General features: G+C 67.0%; 31 protein-coding genes. 15 read left to right on the plus strand and 16 right to left on the minus strand.

Annotated elements, in window-relative coordinates:
* The first annotated feature begins 11 nt into the window (after positions 1–11).
* Positions 12–1,412, plus strand: coding sequence for a phosphohexomutase domain-containing protein (locus Hhyl2_RS11375; RefSeq protein ID WP_483550887.1), 1,401 nt, complete (start codon positions 12–14; stop codon positions 1,410–1,412).
* A gap of 45 nt (positions 1,413–1,457) precedes the next feature.
* Positions 1,458–1,910 carry a pyridoxamine 5'-phosphate oxidase family protein gene (locus Hhyl2_RS11380; RefSeq protein WP_483550888.1) on the plus strand — a complete coding sequence of 151 codons (453 nt, stop codon included), beginning with the start codon at positions 1,458–1,460 and terminating at the stop codon, positions 1,908–1,910.
* 20 nt (positions 1,911–1,930) lie between these two features.
* Here Hhyl2_RS11380 and Hhyl2_RS11385 read toward each other — a convergent pair whose 3' ends face one another.
* Both Hhyl2_RS11385 and Hhyl2_RS11390 read right to left on the minus strand, forming a co-directional pair.
* Positions 1,931–2,302, minus strand: coding sequence for a GNAT family N-acetyltransferase (locus tag Hhyl2_RS11385; protein WP_483550889.1), 372 nt, complete (start codon positions 2,300–2,302; stop codon positions 1,931–1,933).
* Between the two features lie 3 nt (positions 2,303–2,305).
* Entirely contained in the window at positions 2,306–2,809 is a 504-nt protein-coding gene (locus tag Hhyl2_RS11390) for a peroxiredoxin family protein (RefSeq protein WP_483550890.1), read from the minus strand.
* Between the two features lie 149 nt (positions 2,810–2,958).
* Here Hhyl2_RS11390 and Hhyl2_RS11395 point away from each other — a divergent pair, with 149 nt between their 5' ends.
* Entirely contained in the window at positions 2,959–3,177 is a 219-nt protein-coding gene (locus Hhyl2_RS11395; RefSeq protein ID WP_483550891.1) for a hypothetical protein, read from the plus strand.
* Between the two features lie 125 nt (positions 3,178–3,302).
* On the opposite strand, the gene Hhyl2_RS11400 is transcribed toward Hhyl2_RS11395, so the two are convergent.
* The 4 genes from Hhyl2_RS11400 to Hhyl2_RS11415 form a co-directional block, all read right to left on the minus strand.
* The gene (locus Hhyl2_RS11400; RefSeq protein WP_483550892.1) at positions 3,303–3,665 is read right to left on the minus strand and encodes a HalOD1 output domain-containing protein; all 363 of its coding nucleotides are present in this window, start codon (positions 3,663–3,665) and stop codon (positions 3,303–3,305) included.
* Positions 3,655–4,101: a DUF7344 domain-containing protein gene (locus Hhyl2_RS11405; RefSeq protein WP_483550893.1), complete on the minus strand. Its 447-nt coding sequence runs from the start codon at positions 4,099–4,101 to the stop codon at positions 3,655–3,657. The genes Hhyl2_RS11400 and Hhyl2_RS11405 overlap by 11 nt, the downstream gene beginning before the upstream one ends.
* A 263-nt stretch (positions 4,102–4,364) precedes the next feature.
* On the minus strand, positions 4,365–4,565 hold the full coding sequence (gene samp2, locus Hhyl2_RS11410) for a ubiquitin-like small modifier protein SAMP2 (RefSeq protein ID WP_483550894.1): 201 nt from the start codon (positions 4,563–4,565) through the stop codon (positions 4,365–4,367).
* A gap of 45 nt (positions 4,566–4,610) precedes the next feature.
* Positions 4,611–4,868, minus strand: a complete 258-nt coding sequence (locus tag Hhyl2_RS11415) for a hypothetical protein (RefSeq protein WP_483550895.1) — start codon at positions 4,866–4,868, stop codon at positions 4,611–4,613.
* 95 nt (positions 4,869–4,963) lie between these two features.
* On the opposite strand from Hhyl2_RS11415, the gene Hhyl2_RS11420 reads away from it, so the two are divergent.
* From Hhyl2_RS11420 to Hhyl2_RS11455, 8 genes are all read left to right on the plus strand, one after another.
* Positions 4,964–5,941 (plus strand): replication factor C small subunit, encoded by a 978-nt coding sequence (locus tag Hhyl2_RS11420; protein WP_483550896.1) that lies wholly within the window; start codon positions 4,964–4,966, stop codon positions 5,939–5,941.
* Between the two features lie 210 nt (positions 5,942–6,151).
* Positions 6,152–6,772 (plus strand): archaellin/type IV pilin N-terminal domain-containing protein, encoded by a 621-nt coding sequence (locus Hhyl2_RS11425; RefSeq protein ID WP_483550897.1) that lies wholly within the window; start codon positions 6,152–6,154, stop codon positions 6,770–6,772.
* A 46-nt stretch (positions 6,773–6,818) separates the two neighbouring features.
* A complete protein-coding gene (gene alaS, locus Hhyl2_RS11430; RefSeq protein ID WP_483550898.1) occupies positions 6,819–9,602 on the plus strand; it encodes an alanine--tRNA ligase in 2,784 nt (927 codons plus the stop codon).
* A gap of 75 nt (positions 9,603–9,677) precedes the next feature.
* Positions 9,678–10,547 (plus strand): DUF4013 domain-containing protein, encoded by an 870-nt coding sequence (locus tag Hhyl2_RS11435; protein ID WP_483550899.1) that lies wholly within the window; start codon positions 9,678–9,680, stop codon positions 10,545–10,547.
* 43 nt (positions 10,548–10,590) lie between these two features.
* Positions 10,591–11,367 carry an alpha/beta fold hydrolase gene (locus Hhyl2_RS11440; protein WP_483550900.1) on the plus strand — a complete coding sequence of 259 codons (777 nt, stop codon included), beginning with the start codon at positions 10,591–10,593 and terminating at the stop codon, positions 11,365–11,367.
* A 26-nt stretch (positions 11,368–11,393) separates the two neighbouring features.
* Positions 11,394–12,047: a zinc-ribbon domain and TM2 domain-containing protein gene (locus Hhyl2_RS11445; RefSeq protein WP_483550901.1), complete on the plus strand. Its 654-nt coding sequence runs from the start codon at positions 11,394–11,396 to the stop codon at positions 12,045–12,047.
* Complete coding sequence (locus Hhyl2_RS11450; protein ID WP_483550902.1) at positions 12,031–12,477, plus strand: DUF2085 domain-containing protein; 447 nt, start codon at positions 12,031–12,033, stop codon at positions 12,475–12,477. The genes Hhyl2_RS11445 and Hhyl2_RS11450 overlap by 17 nt, the downstream gene beginning before the upstream one ends.
* Positions 12,478–12,537: 60 nt before the next feature.
* Positions 12,538–13,263: a type 1 glutamine amidotransferase gene (locus Hhyl2_RS11455; protein WP_483550903.1), complete on the plus strand. Its 726-nt coding sequence runs from the start codon at positions 12,538–12,540 to the stop codon at positions 13,261–13,263.
* Here the strand turns inward: Hhyl2_RS11455 and Hhyl2_RS11460 are convergent.
* Entirely contained in the window at positions 13,233–13,760 is a 528-nt protein-coding gene (locus Hhyl2_RS11460; protein ID WP_483550904.1) for an HPP family protein, read from the minus strand. The genes Hhyl2_RS11455 and Hhyl2_RS11460 overlap by 31 nt on opposite strands.
* 81 nt (positions 13,761–13,841) lie before the next feature.
* On the opposite strand from Hhyl2_RS11460, the gene Hhyl2_RS11465 reads away from it, so the two are divergent.
* Positions 13,842–14,351: a hypothetical protein gene (locus tag Hhyl2_RS11465; RefSeq protein WP_483550905.1), complete on the plus strand. Its 510-nt coding sequence runs from the start codon at positions 13,842–13,844 to the stop codon at positions 14,349–14,351.
* 57 nt (positions 14,352–14,408) lie between these two features.
* Here Hhyl2_RS11465 and Hhyl2_RS11470 read toward each other — a convergent pair whose 3' ends face one another.
* From Hhyl2_RS11470 to Hhyl2_RS11480, 3 genes are read right to left on the minus strand one after another with little or no spacing between them, the layout of a single operon-like run.
* A complete protein-coding gene (locus Hhyl2_RS11470) occupies positions 14,409–14,876 on the minus strand; it encodes a cupin domain-containing protein (protein WP_483550906.1) in 468 nt (155 codons plus the stop codon).
* Positions 14,877–14,922: 46 nt separating this feature from the next.
* The gene (locus Hhyl2_RS11475) at positions 14,923–15,087 is read right to left on the minus strand and encodes a DUF6757 family protein (RefSeq protein WP_276179021.1); all 165 of its coding nucleotides are present in this window, start codon (positions 15,085–15,087) and stop codon (positions 14,923–14,925) included.
* A gap of 54 nt (positions 15,088–15,141) precedes the next feature.
* Entirely contained in the window at positions 15,142–15,918 is a 777-nt protein-coding gene (locus Hhyl2_RS11480; RefSeq protein WP_483550907.1) for a PHP domain-containing protein, read from the minus strand.
* A gap of 145 nt (positions 15,919–16,063) precedes the next feature.
* Here Hhyl2_RS11480 and Hhyl2_RS11485 point away from each other — a divergent pair, with 145 nt between their 5' ends.
* A complete protein-coding gene (locus Hhyl2_RS11485) occupies positions 16,064–16,351 on the plus strand; it encodes a DUF5789 family protein (protein ID WP_483550908.1) in 288 nt (95 codons plus the stop codon).
* Between the two features lie 68 nt (positions 16,352–16,419).
* Here the strand turns inward: Hhyl2_RS11485 and Hhyl2_RS11490 are convergent, their stop codons facing one another.
* Entirely contained in the window at positions 16,420–16,656 is a 237-nt protein-coding gene (locus Hhyl2_RS11490) for a DUF7120 family protein (protein ID WP_483550909.1), read from the minus strand.
* A 113-nt stretch (positions 16,657–16,769) separates the two neighbouring features.
* Between Hhyl2_RS11490 and Hhyl2_RS11495 the strand changes: the two genes are divergently transcribed.
* Entirely contained in the window at positions 16,770–17,297 is a 528-nt protein-coding gene (locus Hhyl2_RS11495; RefSeq protein ID WP_483550910.1) for a TrmB family transcriptional regulator, read from the plus strand.
* A 3-nt stretch (positions 17,298–17,300) separates the two neighbouring features.
* Here Hhyl2_RS11495 and Hhyl2_RS11500 read toward each other — a convergent pair whose 3' ends face one another.
* The 5 genes from Hhyl2_RS11500 to Hhyl2_RS11520 form a co-directional block, all read right to left on the minus strand.
* Positions 17,301–17,711, minus strand: a complete 411-nt coding sequence (locus tag Hhyl2_RS11500; protein WP_483550911.1) for a DUF8057 family protein — start codon at positions 17,709–17,711, stop codon at positions 17,301–17,303.
* Positions 17,708–18,394 (minus strand): RAD55 family ATPase, encoded by a 687-nt coding sequence (locus tag Hhyl2_RS11505; protein WP_483550912.1) that lies wholly within the window; start codon positions 18,392–18,394, stop codon positions 17,708–17,710. Before Hhyl2_RS11505 ends, Hhyl2_RS11500 begins: the two co-directional genes overlap by 4 nt.
* A 60-nt stretch (positions 18,395–18,454) precedes the next feature.
* Positions 18,455–19,174, minus strand: a complete 720-nt coding sequence (locus tag Hhyl2_RS11510; RefSeq protein ID WP_483550913.1) for an Nmad3 family putative nucleotide modification protein — start codon at positions 19,172–19,174, stop codon at positions 18,455–18,457.
* 30 nt (positions 19,175–19,204) lie between these two features.
* Positions 19,205–19,462, minus strand: a complete 258-nt coding sequence (locus Hhyl2_RS11515) for a DUF7577 domain-containing protein (RefSeq protein ID WP_483550914.1) — start codon at positions 19,460–19,462, stop codon at positions 19,205–19,207.
* Between the two features lie 81 nt (positions 19,463–19,543).
* Positions 19,544–20,443 (minus strand): acyltransferase, encoded by a 900-nt coding sequence (locus tag Hhyl2_RS11520; RefSeq protein WP_483550915.1) that lies wholly within the window; start codon positions 20,441–20,443, stop codon positions 19,544–19,546.
* 148 nt (positions 20,444–20,591) lie between these two features.
* Between Hhyl2_RS11520 and Hhyl2_RS11525 the strand changes: the two genes are divergently transcribed.
* Positions 20,592–21,608, plus strand: coding sequence for a lysostaphin resistance A-like protein (locus tag Hhyl2_RS11525; protein WP_483550916.1), 1,017 nt, complete (start codon positions 20,592–20,594; stop codon positions 21,606–21,608).
* Positions 21,609–21,622: the final 14 nt, after the last annotated feature.

Here is a 21,622-nt window from a genome sequence, read left to right on the forward strand (position 1 = left end):
CAGACGGCTGTATGGTATCCGACGACGCTCCGGAGAAGGCTGCAGCCATCGAGTTCGGCACCGACGGCTGGCGGGCAACGCTCGATACGTTCACGACACCCCGCGTCCGGATGGTCGGACAGGCCGCGGCGACGACGCTGAAAGAGCGGGGCGAGACAGGCACGGTGCTGGTCGGCTACGACGCCAGGGAGACCTCGCGCGGGTTCGCGGAGGAACTCGCGCGGGTCATCTGCTCGAACGGGTTCGACGTCGTCATCCCCGACCGCGACACGCCGACGCCGATCGTCGCCTGGACCGTCCGTGAGCGGGAACTGGCCGGGGGGCTCCAGATCACGGCCAGCCACAATCCCCCGGAGTACAACGGCGTGAAGTTCCTCTCGGACGAGGGCGCGCCGGCGCTGCCCGATCTGACCGAGGAGATCGAGGCCGCGCTGGCCGAACCGGACCCGCTGCCCGAGGACGAGTGGGGGACCATCTCCGAGGAATCGCTCATCGAGCCCTATCTGGAGCACGCGCTGGCGTACGCCGACGTCGACCTCGACGGGCACGAGGTCGTCTACGACGCGATGTACGGCAGCGGCCGGGACGTCACGAACACACTGCTTTCCCAGGCCGGCGCGGACGTGACCGCGCTCCGTGACGAACTCGACCCCGAGTTCGGCGGCAGTTCCCCGGAACCGACCGCCGAGAAGGTCGGCGAACTCATCGATCGGGTGGCCGACGGCGAGGGGAGTATCGGTATCGTCAACGACGGCGACGCCGACCGCATCGGCATCGTCACGCCCGAACGCGGGTTCCTCGGGCCGAACCTCTTTTTCGCCGCCATCTACGACTACCTGCTGGAATCCCGTTCGGGCCCGGTCGTCCGGACCGTCTCCTCGTCGAGCATCATCGACCGCGTGGCCGAGGCCCACGACGAATCCGTCTACGAGACGGCGGTCGGTTTCAAGTGGGTCGCCGAGGCGATGGCCGAGCACGACGCCCTCTTCGGCGGCGAGGAGTCCGGCGGGTTCGGACTGACCGACCACGTCCGCAACAAGGACGGCGTGCTGATGGCGCTGCTGGCGGTGGCGGCCGACATGGAAGAGCCACTCGACGAGCGCGTCGACCGCCTGCTGGACGCCCACGGCGAGATCCACCAGAACCGTGTCAGCGTCGACTGCCCCGACGACCGGAAGGAGCCAGTGCTGTCGGACCTGGAGGACGCCCTGCCAGAGTCGGTCGCCGGCGTCGCCATCGACGGCATCAACACCGTCGACGGGTTCAAGATCCGACTCGAAGACGGGACCTGGCTGCTGGTGCGTCCCTCCGGGACCGAGCCGAAACTGCGGATCTACGCCGAGGCCGGGAGCAAGGACCGCGTCCAGGAACTGCTGTCTGCGGGCCGCGAGATCGTCACGCCGCTGGTCTGAGCTCCCTCCCCAAACCGTTAGGCCCACAGCCCCCGTTGGTGTGGCATGGACCTCGACGTCTCCTTCGCCTACACCCACGGAATGGACCAAGAGACGGTCCTCGACCGCCTTCGCGAGACGCCCGACGGCGTGCTCGCGCTGGCCGACGACGGCGAGTCCTACGCTATCCCTGTGTTCCACCACTACACGGACGGGTCGCTGTATTTCAGACTCGGTGAGACACCAGACAGCCGGAAAGCGGCGTTCGTCGCGGCGACCGAGACGGCGACCTACGTCGTCTACGAGACCGAAGCGACCGCCGAGGCCGCGGGCCAGACTGCCTGGAGTGTCATCGCTCGCGGACCGATCCGGGCCGTCCCCGAGGACGACCCCGCCTACGACGCCGTCGAGATCAACGAGCGCTTCGACCCCATCCGCGTCTTCGACGAGTCGCTGGACGAGCTGGACCTGACCCTCTACGAACTCGAAATCGAGGAGCTCGCTGGGCGGTCGAGTTGAGTCCTCGGGCCGACGCTCTGCTACTCTAGGACGCCCCGGCAGCGACCGGGCTCGTCCAGCGATTCGACAGCGAAGCCCAGCGACTCGTAGAAGGGGCGCGCGTCGACGTCGAACTCGGCGGTGAGTCGGTCCCGTCGGTCGGCGGCGGCCGCGACCAGCGCGGTCCCGATACCCTGGCCGCGCCGACGCCGCCGGACGGCGACGGCCTCGACGTGCGCGCCGTCGAGGACGAGCGCACCGAGGACGCGGTCGCCGTCGGCCGTGACCGCGACCAGCGTCCCGCCGCGAGCGATGCTCGCCCGGACCGACTCGACGTCGACGGCCAGCACCGCGCCGTCGAGGACGTTCATCACCGCCGGGAGGTCCTCGACGGTGGCATCGCGGACCTGCATGGCTCACCCCGCCGCCTGCTCGGCACGTGCCTCGTCGACCGCGGCGAGCAGGTCGTCGACGCTCGGGCGGTCGAACGTCGATTTGCTCCGGTAGGACCAGACGACGGTCGGCTCCCCTCGCAGGTCGACGAGGACGGCCTCGGGCATCCGGCCGAGGAAGTCGCTCCAGTCGCCCAGGAAGCCGAATCGCACGGGCTGGTCGTAGTCGTCGCCCGTCGAGGCGTCCGGATCGGCCACGAGCGGGAAGGGCAGATCGTAGCTGTCCTGCCACTCCCGGACCTTCTCGACGGGTTCGGGGACGATAGAGACGACCTCGGTGTCGCGCTCGGCGAACTCGTCGTACCGGCCGGCGACGGTCTGGACCTGCTGGCGGCAGTTCGTGCAGTAGTGATCCCGCTGGAACAGGAGGAGGGCGAAGTCGTTGTCGGCGGCCAACGCCGCCAGCGAGACCGTCTCGGGGCCGGGACCGACGTTCGGCAGCGAGAACTCCGATGCGGGGGCTGACATAGGCACGAGTAGGGACTCGACGGGCAAAAACGGGCGGTTGCGTACCGATTCAGTACACCGGTTTCGAATCGGATTTACAGAGGAGCCGAGTCCGGGCGTTCATGATCGGATTCGTAGCCCTTTTTCTACAGCCTCGTTCAAGTAGAAATATGAATCGAGAGACCGAGGTCCGTCTGTGGGTCGGCTTCATCGTCGTCGGTGTCCTCCTCTCGCTGGGTGCAAACTTCGCACCACCGGCAGTTGTCGACACGTTCGGGCTCGATAGTGCTGCCGTGTACCTCGCCATCGGAACGCTCACCTGTGGGAGTGTGGTCGGACTCGTTCGTGCGTGGCGAAACCCGGACGCGTCCGCGGCCACGAGCGGGTAGGGGAGGTCGTAGCTCTCCTGTCACTCCCGGACGTTCGCGACAGGCAAAAACGGGGGGTTGCGCCGGGGGCAGCCGGCTGGCAACCGCTCGGCGGGACCGAGTCGGGGCTGCCGGAGCAGCCCCGTCTACGAGAGTTCTGTCTCGGCCGGCTCGTACACCTGTAGCCAGCCGTCGCTGCGGACTTTCACGAGGTACCCGATATACTGAAACTCGACCGTGCCGACGCCCTGCCGAGTCTCCCCGTCCACGTCCGGTCCGAAGAACGCGTCCTCGATCGCCGGGACGTCCACGGTTTCGTACAGCGGTGGCGATTTCACCTCACTCGGGGAGACGCCCTCGGCGTCCGCGATTGCGTAGATGATCGCGGCCGTGAGTTCACCCCATCCGTCGGGGTCGTAGTGACGCTGTGCGACCTGTGACCAGTGGGTGTCGGCACCACTGACAGGGTCGTCGTCGCTCCTGGTTCCGCCGCTGGCCTCATCGTTCATCCGTCTCACCCCGTGCGTGCGTTTCCTGGGTCGAGTCGAGGCTGGTACCCATCCCTTCGAGAGCGGCCAGGACCTGTTCGGCGTGTTCAGCGGTCGTAATCGTCTCCGTCGCGTCGTCGAACGTAACGACGCCCTCGTCGACCAGCTTCGGGACGTGCGCGTGGTACAGCGAGACGTACACGTACACCGCTTCGTGCTGGGCTGGTGTGACCTCGTGTTCGAGCACGTCGTGCTCCCAGGCAGCGATCTTCGTCGCCAGATCGGTCAGCGACCACTCGGTATCTTCGAGAAGGGTGTAACAGAGGTACCGCCGGCGAGGGTGTCCCAACGCCTCGTACACCGGTTCGATCTCCAGGATATCCGGTGGCAGTTGTGTGTCGGGTGACGTGGACGCGTCGGATGTTGCTTCCTCATCCGGACCGGGTTCGCCAGCCATGTCCCGAGAAAAAGCGGGGGGACGTATTAACGATTTCCCAGATCGAGATATATGAGGGACGTTACGTGCCGGATTCGGGCGACTTACGATCTGATTCACTGCATCTACGTACCAATTTTGGACACCGATCTCGAAGCATCGATATACAAGGATGGATCCACAGTTCTGCCGTCCACCTCGCGACCGGAACGCTCCGCTGTGGCAGTGGCGTCGGACTCGTGCGTGGTGGACCCGAGACGCATCCACAGGCGTGAGGTGGCTGCCTACCCGCCCTTGATGAGCCGGACGACCCTGACGTGGTCCGTCTCGACTGGCTGGTCGGTGGGGACCGTCCGGTCGTCGACCAGCACGGAGACGGTGTGGGGCGAGAGGTCCAGTGGCGCCAGCAGATCGGCGTAGGTCGCGTCGGCGTCGACCTCGACCTCGTGAGTGTCCTCGCCGGCCACCTCGACGGTGACGTGCATGGACGTCTCTACCGGGATGGCGGGCTTGAGTGTGTCGACTGTACGTCAGTCCTCGACGTCGGCGCCGGTCTCACCGGACTCCGTCGCCGGGTCGATAGGGACGGTATCTGTCACCAGGAGGATCGCCGACGCGAGGACCGCCAGACCGCCAACGATCTGGGCGATGGTCGGGAGCGCGGTATCGTATCCTCTGACCGCGACGGCGACCTCGGCGAGGGTCGCCACGCCGAGGCCGACCAGGAGGACCACCACGAGCAACTGTCGACGGATCGACCGGAGCAGGGCGCCTGTCTCGGAGGGCATCGGCGGCGCTTGCTCGCCGACGGACAAAGGATCGGCGATGGTCAGCCATCACGGCTAACGGTTCGTTTAAGGGCGGGCCACGCCTCCCGTTCGGTATGAGCGAGGCCGACTCCGAGTCGCGGGCGGGACGCGAGGAAGTGTGGATCGAGAAGTACCGCCCGGAGACGCTCGACGACGTGATGGGCCACGAGAACATCGTCGGCCGCCTCCAGAGCTACGTCGACCGGAACGACTTGAGCCACATGTTATTTTCAGGTCCAGCTGGCACGGGTAAAACCACCTGCGCGACCGCCATCGCCCGGGAACTGTACGGCGAGGACTGGCGCGAACACTTCCTAGAGCTGAACGCCTCCGACGAGCGGGGCATCGACGTGGTCCGGGACCGCATCAAGAACTTCGCGCGGACCAGTTTCGGCGGCCACGAGTACCGCATCATCTTCCTCGACGAGGCAGACGCCCTCACGTCCGACGCACAAGGAGCACTCCGCCGGACGATGGAGCAGTTCTCGAACAACGTCCGCTTTATCCTCTCGTGTAACTACTCCAGCCAGATCATCGACCCGATCCAGTCACGGTGTGCGGTCTTCCGGTTCTCGCCGCTGTCGGACGAGGCCGTCGCCGCCGAGATTCGCCACATCGCCGCCGAGGAGGACATCGAACTGACCGAGGACGGGCTAGACGCGCTGGTGTACGCCGCCGCCGGCGACATGCGAAAGGCGATCAACGGCCTCCAGGCGGCCTCGGTCAGCGGCGACGTCGTCGACGAGTCCGCGGTGTACGCCATCACCTCCACCGCCCGGCCGGAGGAGATCCACGAGATGGTCCAGTCGGCGCTGGACGGCGATTTCACGGCTGCGCGGGCGACACTCGACCGCCTGCTCACCGAGGAAGGGATCGCGGGCGGGGACGTCATCGACCAGCTCCACCGCTCGATCTGGGAGTTCGACATCGACGACCGGGCTGCAGTCCGGGTCCTCGAACGGGTCGGCGAGACCGACTACCGCATCACCCAGGGCGCGAACGAGCGCGTCCAGCTGGAGGCGATGCTGGCGTCGCTGGCACAGGACCAGTAGGACCTCCCACCGTCTCGACAGCCGACTGGCCCAGGTCGTGACACGTTTCGAGTGCCGAATACTGGATTTATTCGACCCCGAGTACGGTCGGCGTCAGGTGATATCGACCGTACAGAACCCGCCAGATAGCTCCCGACGAGCCAGTTCTCACCGATAATAATCGCGCACTGACTCTTATGATGGTGGAGTGGTCAACTATCAGTAACTGAAATGTACAGCTCGACCAACCGAACGGGGGAGGACAGAGGACAGGTCGGCATCGGGACCCTCATCGTGTTCATCGCGATGGTGCTGGTGGCAGCCATCGCGGCGGGCGTGTTGATGGACACCTCGGGCTACCTCCAGAACTCCGCCGAATCGACCGGCCAGCAGTCCAGTGACTCGACGACGAACCGTGTGGGGATCGTGAGCGCGACCGGGAGCCACTTCTCGAATAAGGAAGTCGGTGTCGTGAGCCTGGTCGTCAGACGAACACCGGGTTCGGGTCCGGTCGACCTCGGCGATGCGACGATCCAGTGGATCGGACCGAGTGGCTCATACTACCAGCTCGCCGAGAACGGTGCGTCCGGGAACCCCGACGGTCGGTTCCTCGTCAGCGAAGTGCAGGACGACGATAACTCCATGCCAGTCCTGGACGATTCAGAGGACCGGTTCAAGATCCAACTCGATCTTGGCGACCCGAACGTGACCAGTTCGCAGAACACTTTCGGGAAGGAACTCGAAGAGGGCGAGACGGCGACCCTGCGGATCACCACCACCTCGGGCGCGAGTACCACCGAGCGCATCGTCGTCCCGAAGACCCTCTCCGGTGGGTCCGCAGTCCAGGTCTAGGCCCCTTCGGAACAGTTTTAGGCGAACGTGGGCCAACTGTACCCCAATGAGCGACCTCGACGAGGCCTACGAACTGGAGTACTTCGAGGAGGCGGGCTTCACCCGCCAGGAGTGCTCTTCGTGTGGGGCCACGTTCTGGGCACGGACCCAGCGCGAGACCTGCGGCGAGCCACCCTGCGAGGAGTACGGGTTCATCGACGACCCCGGATTCGACGAGTCCTACACGCTCTCGGAGATGCGCGAGGTCTTCCTCTCGTTCTTCGAGGAGCGGGGCCACGAACGCATCGAGCCGTATCCGGTCGCGGCCAACCGCTGGCGCGACGACGTCCTGCTGACCCAGGCTTCTATCTACGACTTCCAGCCGCTGGTGACCAGTGGGACGACGCCGCCGCCGGCGAACCCGCTGTGTATCAGCCAGCCCTGCATCCGGATGCAGGACATCGACAACGTCGGCAAGACCGGCCGGCACACGATGGCCTTCGAGATGATGGCCCACCACGCGTTCAACGCCCGCGAGGACGTCGAGGACCCCGAACAGTACGCCTACGAGGGCGAGGTCTACTGGAAGGACGAGACCGTCGAGTACTGTGTCGAACTGTTCGAGGAGCTGGGCGCCGACCCCGCGGAACTGACACTCATCGAGGACCCGTGGGTCGGCGGTGGCAACGCCGGGCCCGCCTTCGAGGTCATCTACAAGGGCGCGGAACTGGCGACGCTCGTGTTCATGTCCCTGGAACAGGACCCCGACGGCGAGTACGAGATGAAAGACGGGAACACGTACTCGGAGATGGACACCTACATCGTCGACACCGGCTACGGGTTAGAGCGGTGGACCTGGATGAGCCAGGGGACCCCGACCGTCTACGAGGCCATCTACCCCGAGATGATCGCCTTCCTCAAGGACAACGCCGGCATCGAACTCACGGACGAGGAGGCTGCCATCGTCCACGACGCCGCCAAACTGGCGGGCCACATGGACATCGACGAGGCCGAGGACATCGAGGCCGCCCGCGACGACATCGCCGCCTCCGTCGGCGTCACCGTCGAGGAACTCCGGGAGCTGATGGCACCGCTGGAGGACATCTACGCCATCGCGGACCACTGCCGGACGCTGGCGTACATGCTCGGTGACGGCATCGTCCCCTCGAACGTCGGGACGGGCTATCTCGCCCGGATGGTGCTGCGCCGGACCAAGCGCCTGGTCGACAACGTCGGCGTCGACGCGCCGCTGGACGAACTCGTCGACATGCAGGCCGAACGGCTGGGCTACGAGAACCGCGACACCGTCCGCGACATCGTCCGGACGGAGGTCGAGAAGTACCGCGAGACGCTGGACCGCGGTGGCCGGCGGGTCCGCCAGATCGCCGACGAGTACGCCGAGGCCGGCGAACCCATCCCGACCGAGGAACTGGTCGAACTGTACGACTCCCACGGCATCCAGCCGGACATGGTCGAGGAGATCGCCGCCGAGCGCGGGGTCAGCGTCGACGTTCCCGACGACTTCTACTCCGTCGTCGCCAGCCGTCACGGCGGTGGCGAGGACGTCGAGGCCGACGACGAGATCCCGTACGCGAACCGGCTCGCGGAGCTGCCCGACACCGACCAGCTCTACTACGAGGACCAGCAGCGCACGGAGTTCGAGGCGGTCGTCCTGGAGGTCTTCGACCGCGAGGATGGCGGCTTCGACGTCGTGCTCGACCAGACGATGTTCTACCCCGAGGGCGGTGGTCAGCCCCCGGACCACGGGACGCTGTCGACCGACGACGTCACCGTCGAGGTGACCGACGTCCAGCGCTACGGCGACGTCATCGTCCACACCTGCGACGACGACCCCGGCAAAGGCGAGTTCGTCCGCGGGCAACTGGACGCGGCCCGTCGCAAGCGGCTGATGCAACACCACACGGCGACCCACATCGTCATCCACAGCGCCCGGCAGGTCCTGGGCGAGCACGTCCGGCAGGCCGGTGCTCAGAAGGGGACCGACTCGGCCCGCATCGACATCCGCCACTACGCCTCGATCGACCGCGAGCAGGTCAAACAGATCGAACTGCTCGCGAACGAGATCGTCCAGGACAACATCTCGGTCACTCAGGAGTGGCCCGACCGCCACGAGGCCGAGGAGGAACACGGCTTCGATCTCTACCAGGGCGGTATCCCGGCCGGCGAGCAGATCCGCCTCATCCAGGTCGCCGAGGACGTCCAGGCCTGCGGTGGGACCCACGTCGCCCGGACCGGCGACATCGGGACGATCAAACTGCGCAACACCGAGCGCATCCAGGACGGCGTCATCCGCCTGACCTTCGCGGCCGGCAACGCGGCCATCGAGGCCACGCAGGCGACCGAGGACGCGCTCTCCGAGGCCGCTGACGTTCTGGACGTCGCCCACGAAGCGGTCCCCGAGACCGCCGAACGGTTCTTCGACGAGTGGAAGGCCCGCGGCAAGGAGATCGAGGAACTCAAAGAGCAACTGGCCGAGGCACGAGCCTCCGGCGGCGCGGACGCCGAGGAGATCGAGATCGGTGACACCGTCGCCGTCGTCCAGCGCATCGACGCCGACATGGACGAACTGCGGGCCCAGGCCAACGCGCTGGTCGAACAGGGCAAGATCGCCGTCCTGGGCTCCGGGCGGGACGGCGCTCAGTTCGTCGTCGCCGTCCCCGAGGGCGTCGGCGTCGACGCCGGCGAGGTCGTCGGCGAACTCGCCAGCCGCGTCGGTGGCGGCGGTGGCGGCCCGCCGGACTTCGCCCAGGGTGGCGGCCCCGACGGCGACAACCTCGACGACGCGCTCGAGGACGCGCCGGACATCCTCCAGTCGGTCGCCGACGTCTGAGACGGCGTCCCGTCTGCGGTCGCTTTCAGCGACGAGGGAAAGAACGAAACCCCCGCGCGTCGAACTGTCAGGTATATGCCGTACTGCACGGCCTGTGGGGCCACCGTCGACGCGACCGACAACTTCTGTGAGCAGTGTGGCCACGAGGTCGGTACCGACGGGTCGCCGACGGCCGCCGACTCCTCGGCGGTAGCAGCCGTCGACGAGCCGCCGACGGCCGAGCCCAGCACCGACGAGGACGACCCCTTCGAACACGACGGCGCGCGGTTCGCACTGGGCTACCCGATCACCGGCGAGTACGACCCCTTCCTGCTGGGGAGTATCGTGAGCCTCATCGGCTACGTTCTCCCACCGCTGAGCCTGTTCACGGCCGGTTACACGGTCCGGCTGACCAGCGGGGCGGCACACGGCGAGCGGACCCAGCCGTCGTTCGACGACTTCCGCCGGCTGTTCGTCGACGGCCTGTGGGCGACGGTCGCGGTCGTCGTCCTGTGGGGTGTCGTCGCCGCCGTCGGGGCGTCCGTCGCGGCGCTGGCCGAGGAGGCCGGTGTCGGTGGAACGGCCAGTGCACTCGCCCTCTGGGGGGTCGTCCTGGGTGGGGTGTACGTCACGCCAGCGGTGCTGACGACGTACGCGGTAACGGGGCGCCTCGGCGCGGCCTTCTCCCAGCGGTTCGCGGGCGCGTTCGCCGTCCGGGCCGACTACCTGGTGGCGTTCGCCGTCTGGCTGGCCATCGCCGTCGTCGGGTGGGCGTTCTGGCTCGTCGCCTGGTTCACGCTGGTCGGCCCTGCGTTCGTCGCCACCTACACGCTGTACGCCTCGGGCGCTCTCTGGGGGTACTACTACCGCGAGGCTGCCCAGGAGGGTGTCGTCCCCGCGCTGGATCCCGAGGACGACCCGGTAGCGACGAGCGACCTCCGGGCCGAACTCGCGGAGTCGCGCTGAGGGACCGAAAGAGCCAGGCCGGTCGGCCGGGAACCGCCGGGTGATGCCGACAGCGACCAACCGCGGTGTCGACCTCTACTACGAGACGGACGGCGATGGGCCGACCGTCGCCTTCGTGGGCGACGTGGGGTATGGCGCGTGGCTGTGGGGCTGGCACCACGACGCCGTCGCCGGCCCCTACGAGACGGTCGTCTTCGACCACCGGGGGACCGGCCGCTCGGACGCGCCGTCGGGCCCCTACGACGTGGGGACGCTGGCTGCCGACCTGGAGGCTGTACTGGCAGACCACGGCGTCCGGTCGGTCCATCTCGTCGGTGCCGGCCTGGGCGGGATGGTCGCGCTGCGGTACGCCCACGAGTACGCCCGCGCGTCGACGCTGACGCTGTACTGCACGGCTGGCGACGGGAGCGACGTGGACGACGAGGCACTCGCGACCCTGTCGCTGGACGCCGGCGCCGAATCATCGCTCGACGGGGCGTTCTCGGAGGGGTTCCGGAGTGAAGCGGCGGATCTGGTCGAGCGGATCACCGGGTGGCGACGCGAGGAGGACGCCACCGGCGACGCCTGGCAGGCACAGGCGGCGGCGATGACCGACTTCTCGGCCCCGCCGCTGTACGAGGTGACGCTGCCGACGCAGGTCTACTACGGACTCGACGACCCCGTCGTCGATCCGGCCGCCGCCGAGGCACTGGCCACCGACCTCCCGCGGGGCGAGAGCGAAGCGGTCGAGGGCCGGCACCTCTGTTTCGTCGAACACGCACCCGCGGTCACCGACCAGTTGCTGGCGACGCTGGACACCCACACCGACCACGAGGTTTAACAACCGAGGTGGCGAGTCAGTCTGGTATGTCCCCGGACGACGCCGACGACAGCCCCGATAGTGACACCGAGGAGGGAGCCGACGATGCACCCCTCGACCAGGACGACTGGGTCGAGTTCGACGACGACACAGGTTCGGACGTGGGAAGCGCAGCCACCGAGTCGGACGACGAGGGCGAGGCCACAGCGGAGGGCCCCGACACTGGCGGCGGGCGAGCGACAGCGGAGCCAGCACAGGAAGCGGCCGTCGAGACGGCACCGGCCGGCAAGAAGTACTGTCACAACTGTGGGGCGACCCTCGACGTGGCGGCGAACTTCTGTTCGGAGTGTGGCACCCAACAGACGGACGCCAGTGTGGCCGCCGGGAGCACGGCCGACTCACCGAAAGACCGCGTGACAGCGGGCGTCCTGGCCATCCTGCTGGGCGGTCTCGGCGCCCACCACTTCTATCTGGGGAACGTCGGTCTCGGCGTGGTGTACCTCTGTTTCTTCTGGACCGGTATCCCCGCCGTCGTCGGGCTCGTGGAAGGGATCCTCTACCTGACCAAGACCGACGCGGAGTTCCAGGAGCAGTACGTCGACCTCGACGACGAGGAGAGCGCCGACAGCGGGGCAGACACCGGAGCGGACGCCGGCGGTGGGGACTCCCTCGGCGAGACCGGTGATGGCGGTGGCGAATGACCGGCGTGCGGAGTTCCGGCGGGCGCTCGCTGCGATAGCGCCGTACCTCCTCTCACACCACCGGGCTGGTGACCGACACCGGTGTCACCGACTCAGGGTTGGTGACCGGCAGGTAGCACTCTGTGCCCGCTGTGCGGGCGTCTATCCGGGCATCGCCGTGGGTCTGTCTCTCTTCGTGCTGGACGTCGGGAGCGGAGTGTGGACACCGGTCGTCGCGTTCGGCCCGCTCCCGGCACTTCTCGACTGGACGGTGACGACGTTCACCGACCGGCGCGGGCACAACGCCCTCAGGACGGCGACCGGCGCCGTCCTCGGAGTCGCCTACGGCCTCGCAGCCCCGTGGTTCCTGACGACGGCGACGACGTGGCTCGCCGCGGTGGCACTCTGCTACGGAGCGGCTGCGGCGGTCGGGCTGTGGCTGTCGCGGTGAGCGGCAGGTGCTGCCGCGGATATGCAGGTTTTTACCCCTCGGGCGTCTGTCTTCCGACGAATGAGTCTGCGTATCGCCCTGCTGAACGCGGCCCACGACGGCGCGGCCAACCGCCGGAACTTCCGGCGGGAACTGGACGCCGACCTCGTGGAGTACGACGTCACCGAGCGCGAACTGCCCGACGACTTCGCGTTCGACGGCTGTCTGGTGACGGGCTCGCGGGCCTCCGTCTACTGGGACGAGCCCTGGATCGCCGACCTGGAGTCGTGGGTCGACAGCGCTATCGACCGTGGGCTCCCGTTCCTGGGCGTCTGTTTCGGTCACCAGCTGCTGGCCCATACGCTCGGTGGCCGTGTCGAGCCGATGGGCGACTACGAGATCGGCTATCGGACCGTCGAGCACGACGGCGAGAACGAGCTACTCGACGGCGTCGACGAGTCGTTCACCGTCTTCACGACCCACTCGGACCACGTCGCCGAACTGCCGCCGGGGGCCGAGCAGTTCGCCACGAACGACTACGGCGTCCACGGCTTCCGGAAGGACCACGTCTTCTCCGTGCAGTTCCATCCCGAGTACGACACAGCGACCGCCGAGATGGTCACTACCGACAAGGACGAACTGCCCGACGCGCGGGTCCAGCGGGTCATCGACGGCATCACCGAAGAGAACTACCGCGCCGCCTGCGAGGCCAAGCGGCTGTTCGAAAACTTCACAGAGTATGTCCGGACCGTCCAGTCCGACGCCACCGCCATCGATCACGACGAGGTCGCCGCCGACGACGACTGATCACGCGCCAGCAACCGGTCGAGGAGCGCGTCTTCTGCGGCCAGTACCGCGACTGCGGCGAGGATGATCCCACCCTCGCGCAGCGACGGGAGGATGCCGAGCCCGACGATGAGCGTCGTCGCACACGCCGGCGCGTGCCGCGTGTCGGTCGCGAGCATCCCGACCGTCGTCAGCATCACCGCGACGACGCCGCTCGCCGCCAGGCGCAGCGTCCCCGGCGCGCCGGCGGTCATCGAGGCGGTGATGACGACGCCGCCGGCGACGGTGTGATAGGCCAGGAGTCCGGCAGCGACGCCGACCGCGTGGCCGCCGAGAACCCGCCTGGCCGTACACGCCGGCGCCGCTGGACGGGTCGCATAGAGGTACGCCGTCGGGCCGAGGCTGGGGAACAGGAAGGGGAGCCCGCTGGCCCAGACGACGATACCGAGCGCCGACAGGAGCGCGCCGACGTGGCCCGTCTGGCGGACCCACGGTCGGTCGCTGTTCGAGTGTGCCACCGTGGCCGACGGTCAGGATGGCTGCACTAAACGGTGACGGTCCGTCCACAGCGTTTTGCGGGCGGCGCTCCCAGCGGTCGTATGGACCGACGGACCATCGTGGTCGCCGCGTGTCTGCTCACGGCTGGCTGTCTGGGCTTCGATGGCCAACCCACGCCAGACCCCGGACAGTCGATCTCACTGTCGGTCGAGAACCGCGCCGCCGAGCCATACGACGTACGCGTCTCTATCGTCCCGACGGATCCGGTCGGCGTCGACGTCACCTACGCCAACGGGACTGTCGTGCGCCGCCCGGAGAGCGCCCTGACCGGGTCGCCGCCGTCGCTGGGGCGCGTGACCGATATCAGACTGGTCGGCGAGAACGTCACCAGCGAGGAATTCCGGGTCCCGGCACGCAGCGGCATCGGGACGGAACTCCGAGACAACGAGGGTGGCTCGTGGATCTGGCTCGTCGTCCGGCGAACGAGCGGGGACGACCGTCTCCGGACCTGGACGCGGTTCCGGTGCCAGCCCGACGCAGTGACGGTCGAGGCGCGGCTGACCATCGACACCAACGAGTCGACGGCGCTCGCGACGACCTGTCAGGGGTAGCGTACCGATCACACGACGACAGTGCGGTCGGGTGTACACTGATTTTCGATAGCTACGCTAGGTGAACCGACCGGTCTCGGTACCACACGCCTCACAGCGCGTGACAAGCGCCTCCCGTCCGTCGGCGAACTCGATCCGGTTGCGCGTCCGCTGGCCGCAGTCGGGACACTCCCGGCGCATCTCGGTCTCGCCACTCTCGCGGGGGGCGCCCAGGGCCAGCGCGACGACCCGCTCGTCGCCCTCGTTGCGGCCCAGTTGCCACTCACCGGGCCCGAACCGGATCACGTCGCCGGCCGCGACGGTGACGTCGCCGTCCTCGGTCTCGAAGGTCACCGTCCCGGCCTGGACGTAGAACACCTCTTCCTGGTCGGCGTGGCGGTGGTAGCCGAAGCCGAAGGCGTCGCCGGGCGCGAGTTCGTAGTAGTTCAGAGCCGCGTCTTCGAGGCCGAGCGGGTCGGTCAGGTGTCGTTTGACCGCCGCCGGCCCCATCCGTGACTCCACGTCGTCGAGCGAACACTTCCGCATACGTGGTCGTGTCGCCGCGGCGAGAAAAACGTTGCCGGCGTCGAGGTCACTCCCGTCGGTCGATGTCGAGTTGCTCGTCGAGTTCGTCCATCCAGTCGGCATCCTCCAGTTCCGCCATCTGTTCGCGGAAGTGGGTCTTGCAGACACCGACTTTCAGGCCGTCCTTCTCGACGGCGATATCGGCCTCGTCGTCACAGTAGTGACACTGCATATTCAGGGGTTGTATCCGCGCCACATTGAACCCTCGGATTCCGTGCGCCGCTCGTCAGACGCCGAGCGCACGCCGGACCCGTTCCCAGGCCGTGCTGTCGAGACCGGCCCCCCCGATCGTCTCGCCGTGGGCGTCGCTGCCGCCGGTCGGCACCAGATCGTACCGCTCGACGGCACGTTCGATCCGGTCGGTCTCGACCGCGCGGTCGTAGGGGTACCACCGCTCGACGGCGTCCAGCGAGTCACAGCGGTCGAGCGCGGCGTCGGTGTCCGGATACCGGAACGGATGGGCGAGGCCGACGAGTTCGCAGGCGTCGGCCAGCAAGTCACGACCGCGCTCGAAGGTGGGGATCTCGCGGGCGACGAAACACGGGCAGTCGTCGCCGATGAGTTCCTCGAACGCTTCACCGTAGCCGTAGTCGCTGGCCTCGGCGATAGCGCGGGCGATGTGTGGCCGGCCCAGGCCGTCCCGGGGTTCGACCGGGAGCGTGACGTCGAGTCGATCCTCGACGCAGTCGATGATGCGCTGGCCGCGCTCGCGGCGGTTCCGCTGGATCGCCGCACATTCCGCCTGGAGGTCGTCGGTCGGGTCGACCCCGTAGCCCAGCAGGTCCAGGCGCTGGTCACCGGCGTCGACCCGGAGTTCGATGCCGTGGACGACCGTGAGTCCGTCACGGACCGTCACCGGGTCGTCGAGCGCGGGGTTGAGGCGATCGTGGTCGGTGACTGCGACGGCCTCGACGCCGGCCGCTCGTGCGGCGTCGGGAAGTGTCTCCAGCGTGAGCGTGCCGTCGGAGCGCGTCGTGTGGACGTGGAGGTCCGCGACAACCATACCGACGAAAGACCGGCGCCACGGGAAGGTCCTTCGGCACGCCACGTGTGCTGTTCACACACGCCGCATGTGCATTAAACGCATTAAGGAGTATTATGATTATAAATAGTGAAGGTTTATTATCGACCGTTAACTTTGCCCGTATATGCGAATGCTGACCGAGGCGACAGAGACGTTCGACGCACAGACCTACCCGCTGACCACCGAGGAACTCATCGACGCAGTCGGCGACACCACACTGGAACTCCCCAACGGCACGGAGACACTGGGCGAGGCGCTGAGCAGGCTCACTTCCGAGACCTACGAGACGCCCGAGGACGCGCGACTGGCGACGTACTCGGCGGTCTCCAGCAAGGCGATCGGTCGCAAGGGCTACTCGGATCGTGACCCCATCGCGATGGGCGAGGACGGTCCCGACCAGGTCTCCTTCTAGACCGAACTGCGGCCCCAGCACTCACCGTTACTTTTGCGGCGACTCGACGGCGAGCAGTCGCGCCGGCGTCAGAACCCGTAGTCGTCGTCCTGCATGGCCGGGTCCTGCTGTTCCGAGGCCGTCTGGCCGAACATCTGGTCGTCCAGCGCGGACTCGGTCGACTCCTCGGTCGTATCGTACGCCGAGACCCCCCGCTTGAGGAGGTCCTCGATGGCCTGATCCTGGTTGATGAACTCTCCCTGTTCGACGAGTCGTTCGATCTCGGACACGGTCTGGTCCGACAGCGACACCTTGGTTTTGCTCACAACCGCCGGCTTATCGACTCTGGTATATAACTCCTGCTGCCGTCGAGTGGGGACCTGTCGCACGCCGTTCGCCGTGGCCAACAGTATAAGTGGCTACTCGTGGAACAGCCGGTATGGTCCAGATCGAGTTGACCAGCAGTCAACAGCGAACGCTCACTGCGCTGGTCAACAGGCACCAGTCGGCCGACGCCCCGGTCAAGGGGCGCGTCATCGCCGACGAGATCGACCGCAACCTCGGTACCGTCCAGAACCAGATGCAGAGCCTGGCCGCACTCGGCCTCGTCGAGAGTGTCTCCGGCCCGAGCGGCGGCTACGAGCCGACGGAGCTGGCCTACGAGGCGATCGGTCGCGACCCGATGGACGACGCCGAGTCCGTGACGCTGGCCCGCGAGTACGAGCGCGTCGACGTCACCGTCGAGGAGATCAACCTGACCGGTGTCCACCACCCCGAACAGTGCCAGGCACGGCTCCACCTCCAGGACTCCGTGGCGCAGTTCGAGGTCGGGCAGGCGGTCGCTATCGGGCCGACACCCGTCGCGGGACTGGTCGTCGCCGGGACGGTCAAAGCCGTCGACACGACGAACAACCAGCTCGTCGTCGACGTCGCACAGCTGGAAGCGCCCGTCGAACCGCCCGAGTGAACCTCAGCGGTCCAGAAAGTCCGGCTTGTCGACGCGCTCGGTGCTGTCGACCTCCTGCTTGTCGAGCATCTCGGAGGAGTCCAGCACATCGGGCAACCCCTCCCGACCGCCGGTCGGGATGTCGTCCTCGTCGATGTAGGTCTTCTCGCCGGTGACAAGGTCGTCCCAGACCGCGCTCTCGTCGGCGTCGGTCGTCCGTGCGACCTCCTCGGCCTCGTTGCGGCCCTCGTCGTAGGCCAGTTCGACCATGCTCTTCTGGTAGGCCGAGTTCATCTCGGCGTAGATGCGCTCGAGTTCCTCGCGATTGTACTCGCCCAGGCGCTCGGCGACCCCGATGGCGTAGGCGCGATCGGTCGCCTCGTCCTTGTCGAGCGTGTCCCAATCGGTGTCGAACTCGCGCGCGTAGCGGCTCATGACTCGACCTTCTGGTCGGCCAGGACCCGCAGGCCCTTGTCCGAGAACTGGATCTGCCGGATGTCACAGTCGATGGCCGTCCCGCGCATCTTGATGACCTGGATCCCCCGTGTCATGCTCCCGCCCTCCAGGAAGTTGTGGAAGAAGATGACGCCGTGGGCGAGGTAATGCTCGTCGCTGTAGGAGGAGGGGTCGGTCATCTCGGAGATGAGCAGCGTCGTCGCCTCGGTCTGTTTCAGCGCCGAGAGGAAGCCGGTGATCTCGTCGCCAACGTCGTTCATGAAGTGCTGGAGGAGCATCGTCGAGTCGATGACGACCCGCTCGATGTCGTTCTGTCTGATGTACGCGACGAGTCGGTTGGTCAGGCCACCCTCGGAGCCGAACTGGGTGATGGTCCGTTTGCCGTTCTCGGTGACGAGATTGAGGAACTGGACGGCGTCGGACTGGATCGCCCGGTCGAAGCCGAACTCGTAGCCGGACATGTCCTGCATCAGTTCCGTCTTCGTCTCGTGCATCGTCACGTAGAGGCAGGACTCTCCCTCTTTGGCCCCCTGGGTGATGAACTGCGAGCAGAACGTCGTCTTGCCGCTCCCCGGCGGCCCGCTGACGACGTACAGACGGTCAGCCAAGAGCCCCCCCTCGACGAGTTCGTCGAAGCCGGGGACACCGCTGGAGATTCGCATACCTCCAGCCTGAGCACGTTTCGACATATGCTTTCACGTTCTGTTCTCAGTGGTGATAACTTATTCGCCTGTTTCAGCCCTGACAGTCCCCGGCGGTTCCGTCGCGAGCGCGAGCAGGCGCTCGGTTCCGGCCTCGTCGAACCGCATCGGCCGACGCCACCAGGGCCCCTTCCCGGAGTCCGAGGAGAGCGCCGTGACCAGGTGGTTGGCGTCGGTCCCACCGCTGGGTTCCGAGAGGGGGACGACCGTGTCGTACAGTCCCGACTCCTCGGGGGCGCCAAGGACGAGGACACGCGCGTCGAACGACTCCCGCTTGACGTGGGCGTTCGAGTCGAAGACGGCCCGTTCGTCGGCCGGGAGGCCCTCGTACTCCGTTCCAGTTACGGGGTCGCGGGCCAACCGGAAGTGTCCGATGAGATAGGCACCCCACTCGGGCGCCGCCCAGGCGGGCCCCCCGCCGGTCGTCGAGAGCGTCGCGTAGAAGAAAAGGTAGTCGCCGGCCGCGAGTTCCGAGATGGGGCCGGCCTTCACGCCGTGCTCGTCGCCGTAGGTGTAGCGTTCGCCGCCGGCTTCGGGGAACTCCGGATCGAAGTGGACCGGGCGGTCCGCCACACCAGAGACGTCCGTCGCCAGGTCGAGATCGGCGTAGGTCGGGACGGATTCGGCCGTCGGTTCGGACTCGGGAATGGGAATGTACTCGAAGGAACCGTCGGGGAACAGCGGGCCGCGAAACCCCGGTTCGTTGGTGTTGGCTGCGACGTTGATGGCGACGCTGCGCATGCAGTCCGTTCGGCCCGGGCAAGCAAGTGCCTACTGGAGCGCGGCGGCACAGACCCGGCAGTACCGGATCATCTGGTGGCCCTCGTTTCGCGTCCCGCACTCGGGACAGCAGACGGCGTCGCTCTCGGGGGACAGCCCACCGGCCTCGACCGCGGTACCACCGGGGCCCGCTCCGACCGGTGTCGAATCGGGCGACGGCTCACGCCGGTGCTGGAAGTAGTGGTACAACAGGAGTTGCACGAGGCCGAACGTGACGACGTACGCGATGAGCCAGCCCCACAGTTGCATACCAACCTAGACTGGGCGATTGGTACTTTGGTGTTCTGGCCGGAATTTCAGAAATGATATCTGGGCACCAGATCGCAGCGATCACTCCGGGGGAGACAGGTCCCGCTGGAACTCGTCGAACACCTCGATGTTCTCGGGGAGGTCGTAGTCGAGTCGGCGTTCGTCGCGACGGTCGGTATTGGCGTCGTCGAGGGCGGATGCGACCGATTCCCAGCCCTCCTTGATCGCGATGGATTTGGCCGGCATGCCGGCAGCGATGTGGTGTGCGGGGATGTCCTTGCTCGCGATGGACTTCGCAGCCAGAATCGAATTCTCACCGACACGAACGCCAGCACGGACCATCGAGTCGTAGGTGAGCCGGACGTCGTCTTCGATGATCGTGTGGAAGTTCTCGACGTGGGTCTGGTCGACCCCGTCGTGGTCGTGACTGTAGATATGTGTGTCGTCAGAGATAGAGACCCGGTCGCCGATGGTCAGTTTCCCGCGGTCGTCGAGGTGGACGTCGTCGTGGACCACGACGTTGTCGCCGATCTCGATGTTGTGGCCGTAGGTAAAGGAGATGTTCTTGAAGAAGCGGCAGTTGTCACCACAGGACTCGAAGAGGTGGTCGGCGAGCATCCGGCGGAAGCGCAGGGCGAACTCGACGTTGTCCGCCATCGGTGTGGCGTCGAACTGGCGCCAGAGCCACTGGAGGTGTTTCGAGCGCTTGAACTTCTCCTCGTCTTTCTCGGCGTAGTACTCGCTCTCCAGCGTGGTGTTACAGGGATCGTATCCCTGGAGACGGACACGCTCGGCCGGCGAGACGTCGCCGCCGGATTGCCAGCGCTCGTAGGCCTCCCGGTCCCCGTGGAGATCGATCAGGACGTCGGTGACCACGTCGCAAGTGTCCTCCTCGCCCGACAGTCGCTCGTCGACCTCGTCGATGAAGCTCCGCAGTCCCTCCTCGGCGACCGGCGGCAGCGAGACGTGGCGTTTCGTCATAGCAACAGCATCGGTTCGGTCGCAGATATGGGTTTCCGTTACCTGTTCGGCACCCGGTGACATCGGTGTTACGACACCTGGTAGCACGGCTCTGTCGGACCCACCCGAGGTCGCCGGTAGTTAAGGGACGGGAGACCGACGGCCCGGTATGGTCAGGTCGGATTTCATCATGGAGATCCGCGGCTACATGGTCAACCCCCGCGAGAAGCGCCTGCGGGCGCTCTGGCGGGTTATCGTCTGGTTCTTCGTGGCCGCGTTCGGGTTCATCGTCGTCACCGGCCTGCTGGACGTCCTCGTCGATCCCGAGCCGTTCGCCCCAAGATTGCGTGCGACGTACCTCTCGCTCCGACAGGTCGCCGTCTATGCCGCCGGGACAGCCCTGGCCGTCGGCATCGGGTATCTGCTCGACCGGCGACAACTGTCCGACTACGGACTCGGGTTCGACCGGCAGTGGTGGCGCGACGCCGCCTTCGGTCTCGCGCTCGGCATCGGGCTGCCGACGCTGTTTCTCGTCGGCCAGGTCGTGGCCGGGCTGGTCACCGTCACGGGAGTTCTGGTGACCGGACCCTCGGATACCTTCGTCTTCGGCCCGCTCGGCGCTGTCGAACGGCTCGCGCTACTGGGGCTGTTCTTCGTGATCCAGGCCTCCGCCGAAGAGATCATCGTCCGCGGCTATCTGCTGACCAACGCCGCCGAGGGACTTGCAGGCACCCTCGGGAAGTGGCGCGCGGTCGTCGTCACCACAGTCGCGACCGGCGTGCTCTTTGGCTTCCTGCACGCGGCCAACCCCAGTTCCTCGCTGCTCAGCATCGCGAACATCACCCTGTACGGCATCCTCCTGGGCGGGTGTTACGTCCTGACCGGCCGCCTGGGGATCGCCTGTGGGTTCCACGTCGCCTGGAACTTCGCGCTCGGACTGTACGGGTTCCCCGTCAGCGGGCTCCGGACCGGCGCGGCACTCGTCGGGACGCGGTCGACCGGTCCAGCGGTCCTGACCGGCGGGTCGTTCGGGCCGGAGGGTGGCCTCGTCGCGCTCGTTGGCCTCGTCCTCGGTAGCGCGGCGCTCGCCTGGTGGGTCGGCCGCGAGTACGGCGACGTTGCCATCCGTGAGGCCGTTGCCACGCCCGCGCTGCGCTACGGCATCCGGGAGAACCACGAGCGATAAGTGTGCTGCGGCCC

The organism is Haloarcula sp. H-hyl2, from assembly GCF_056934385.1.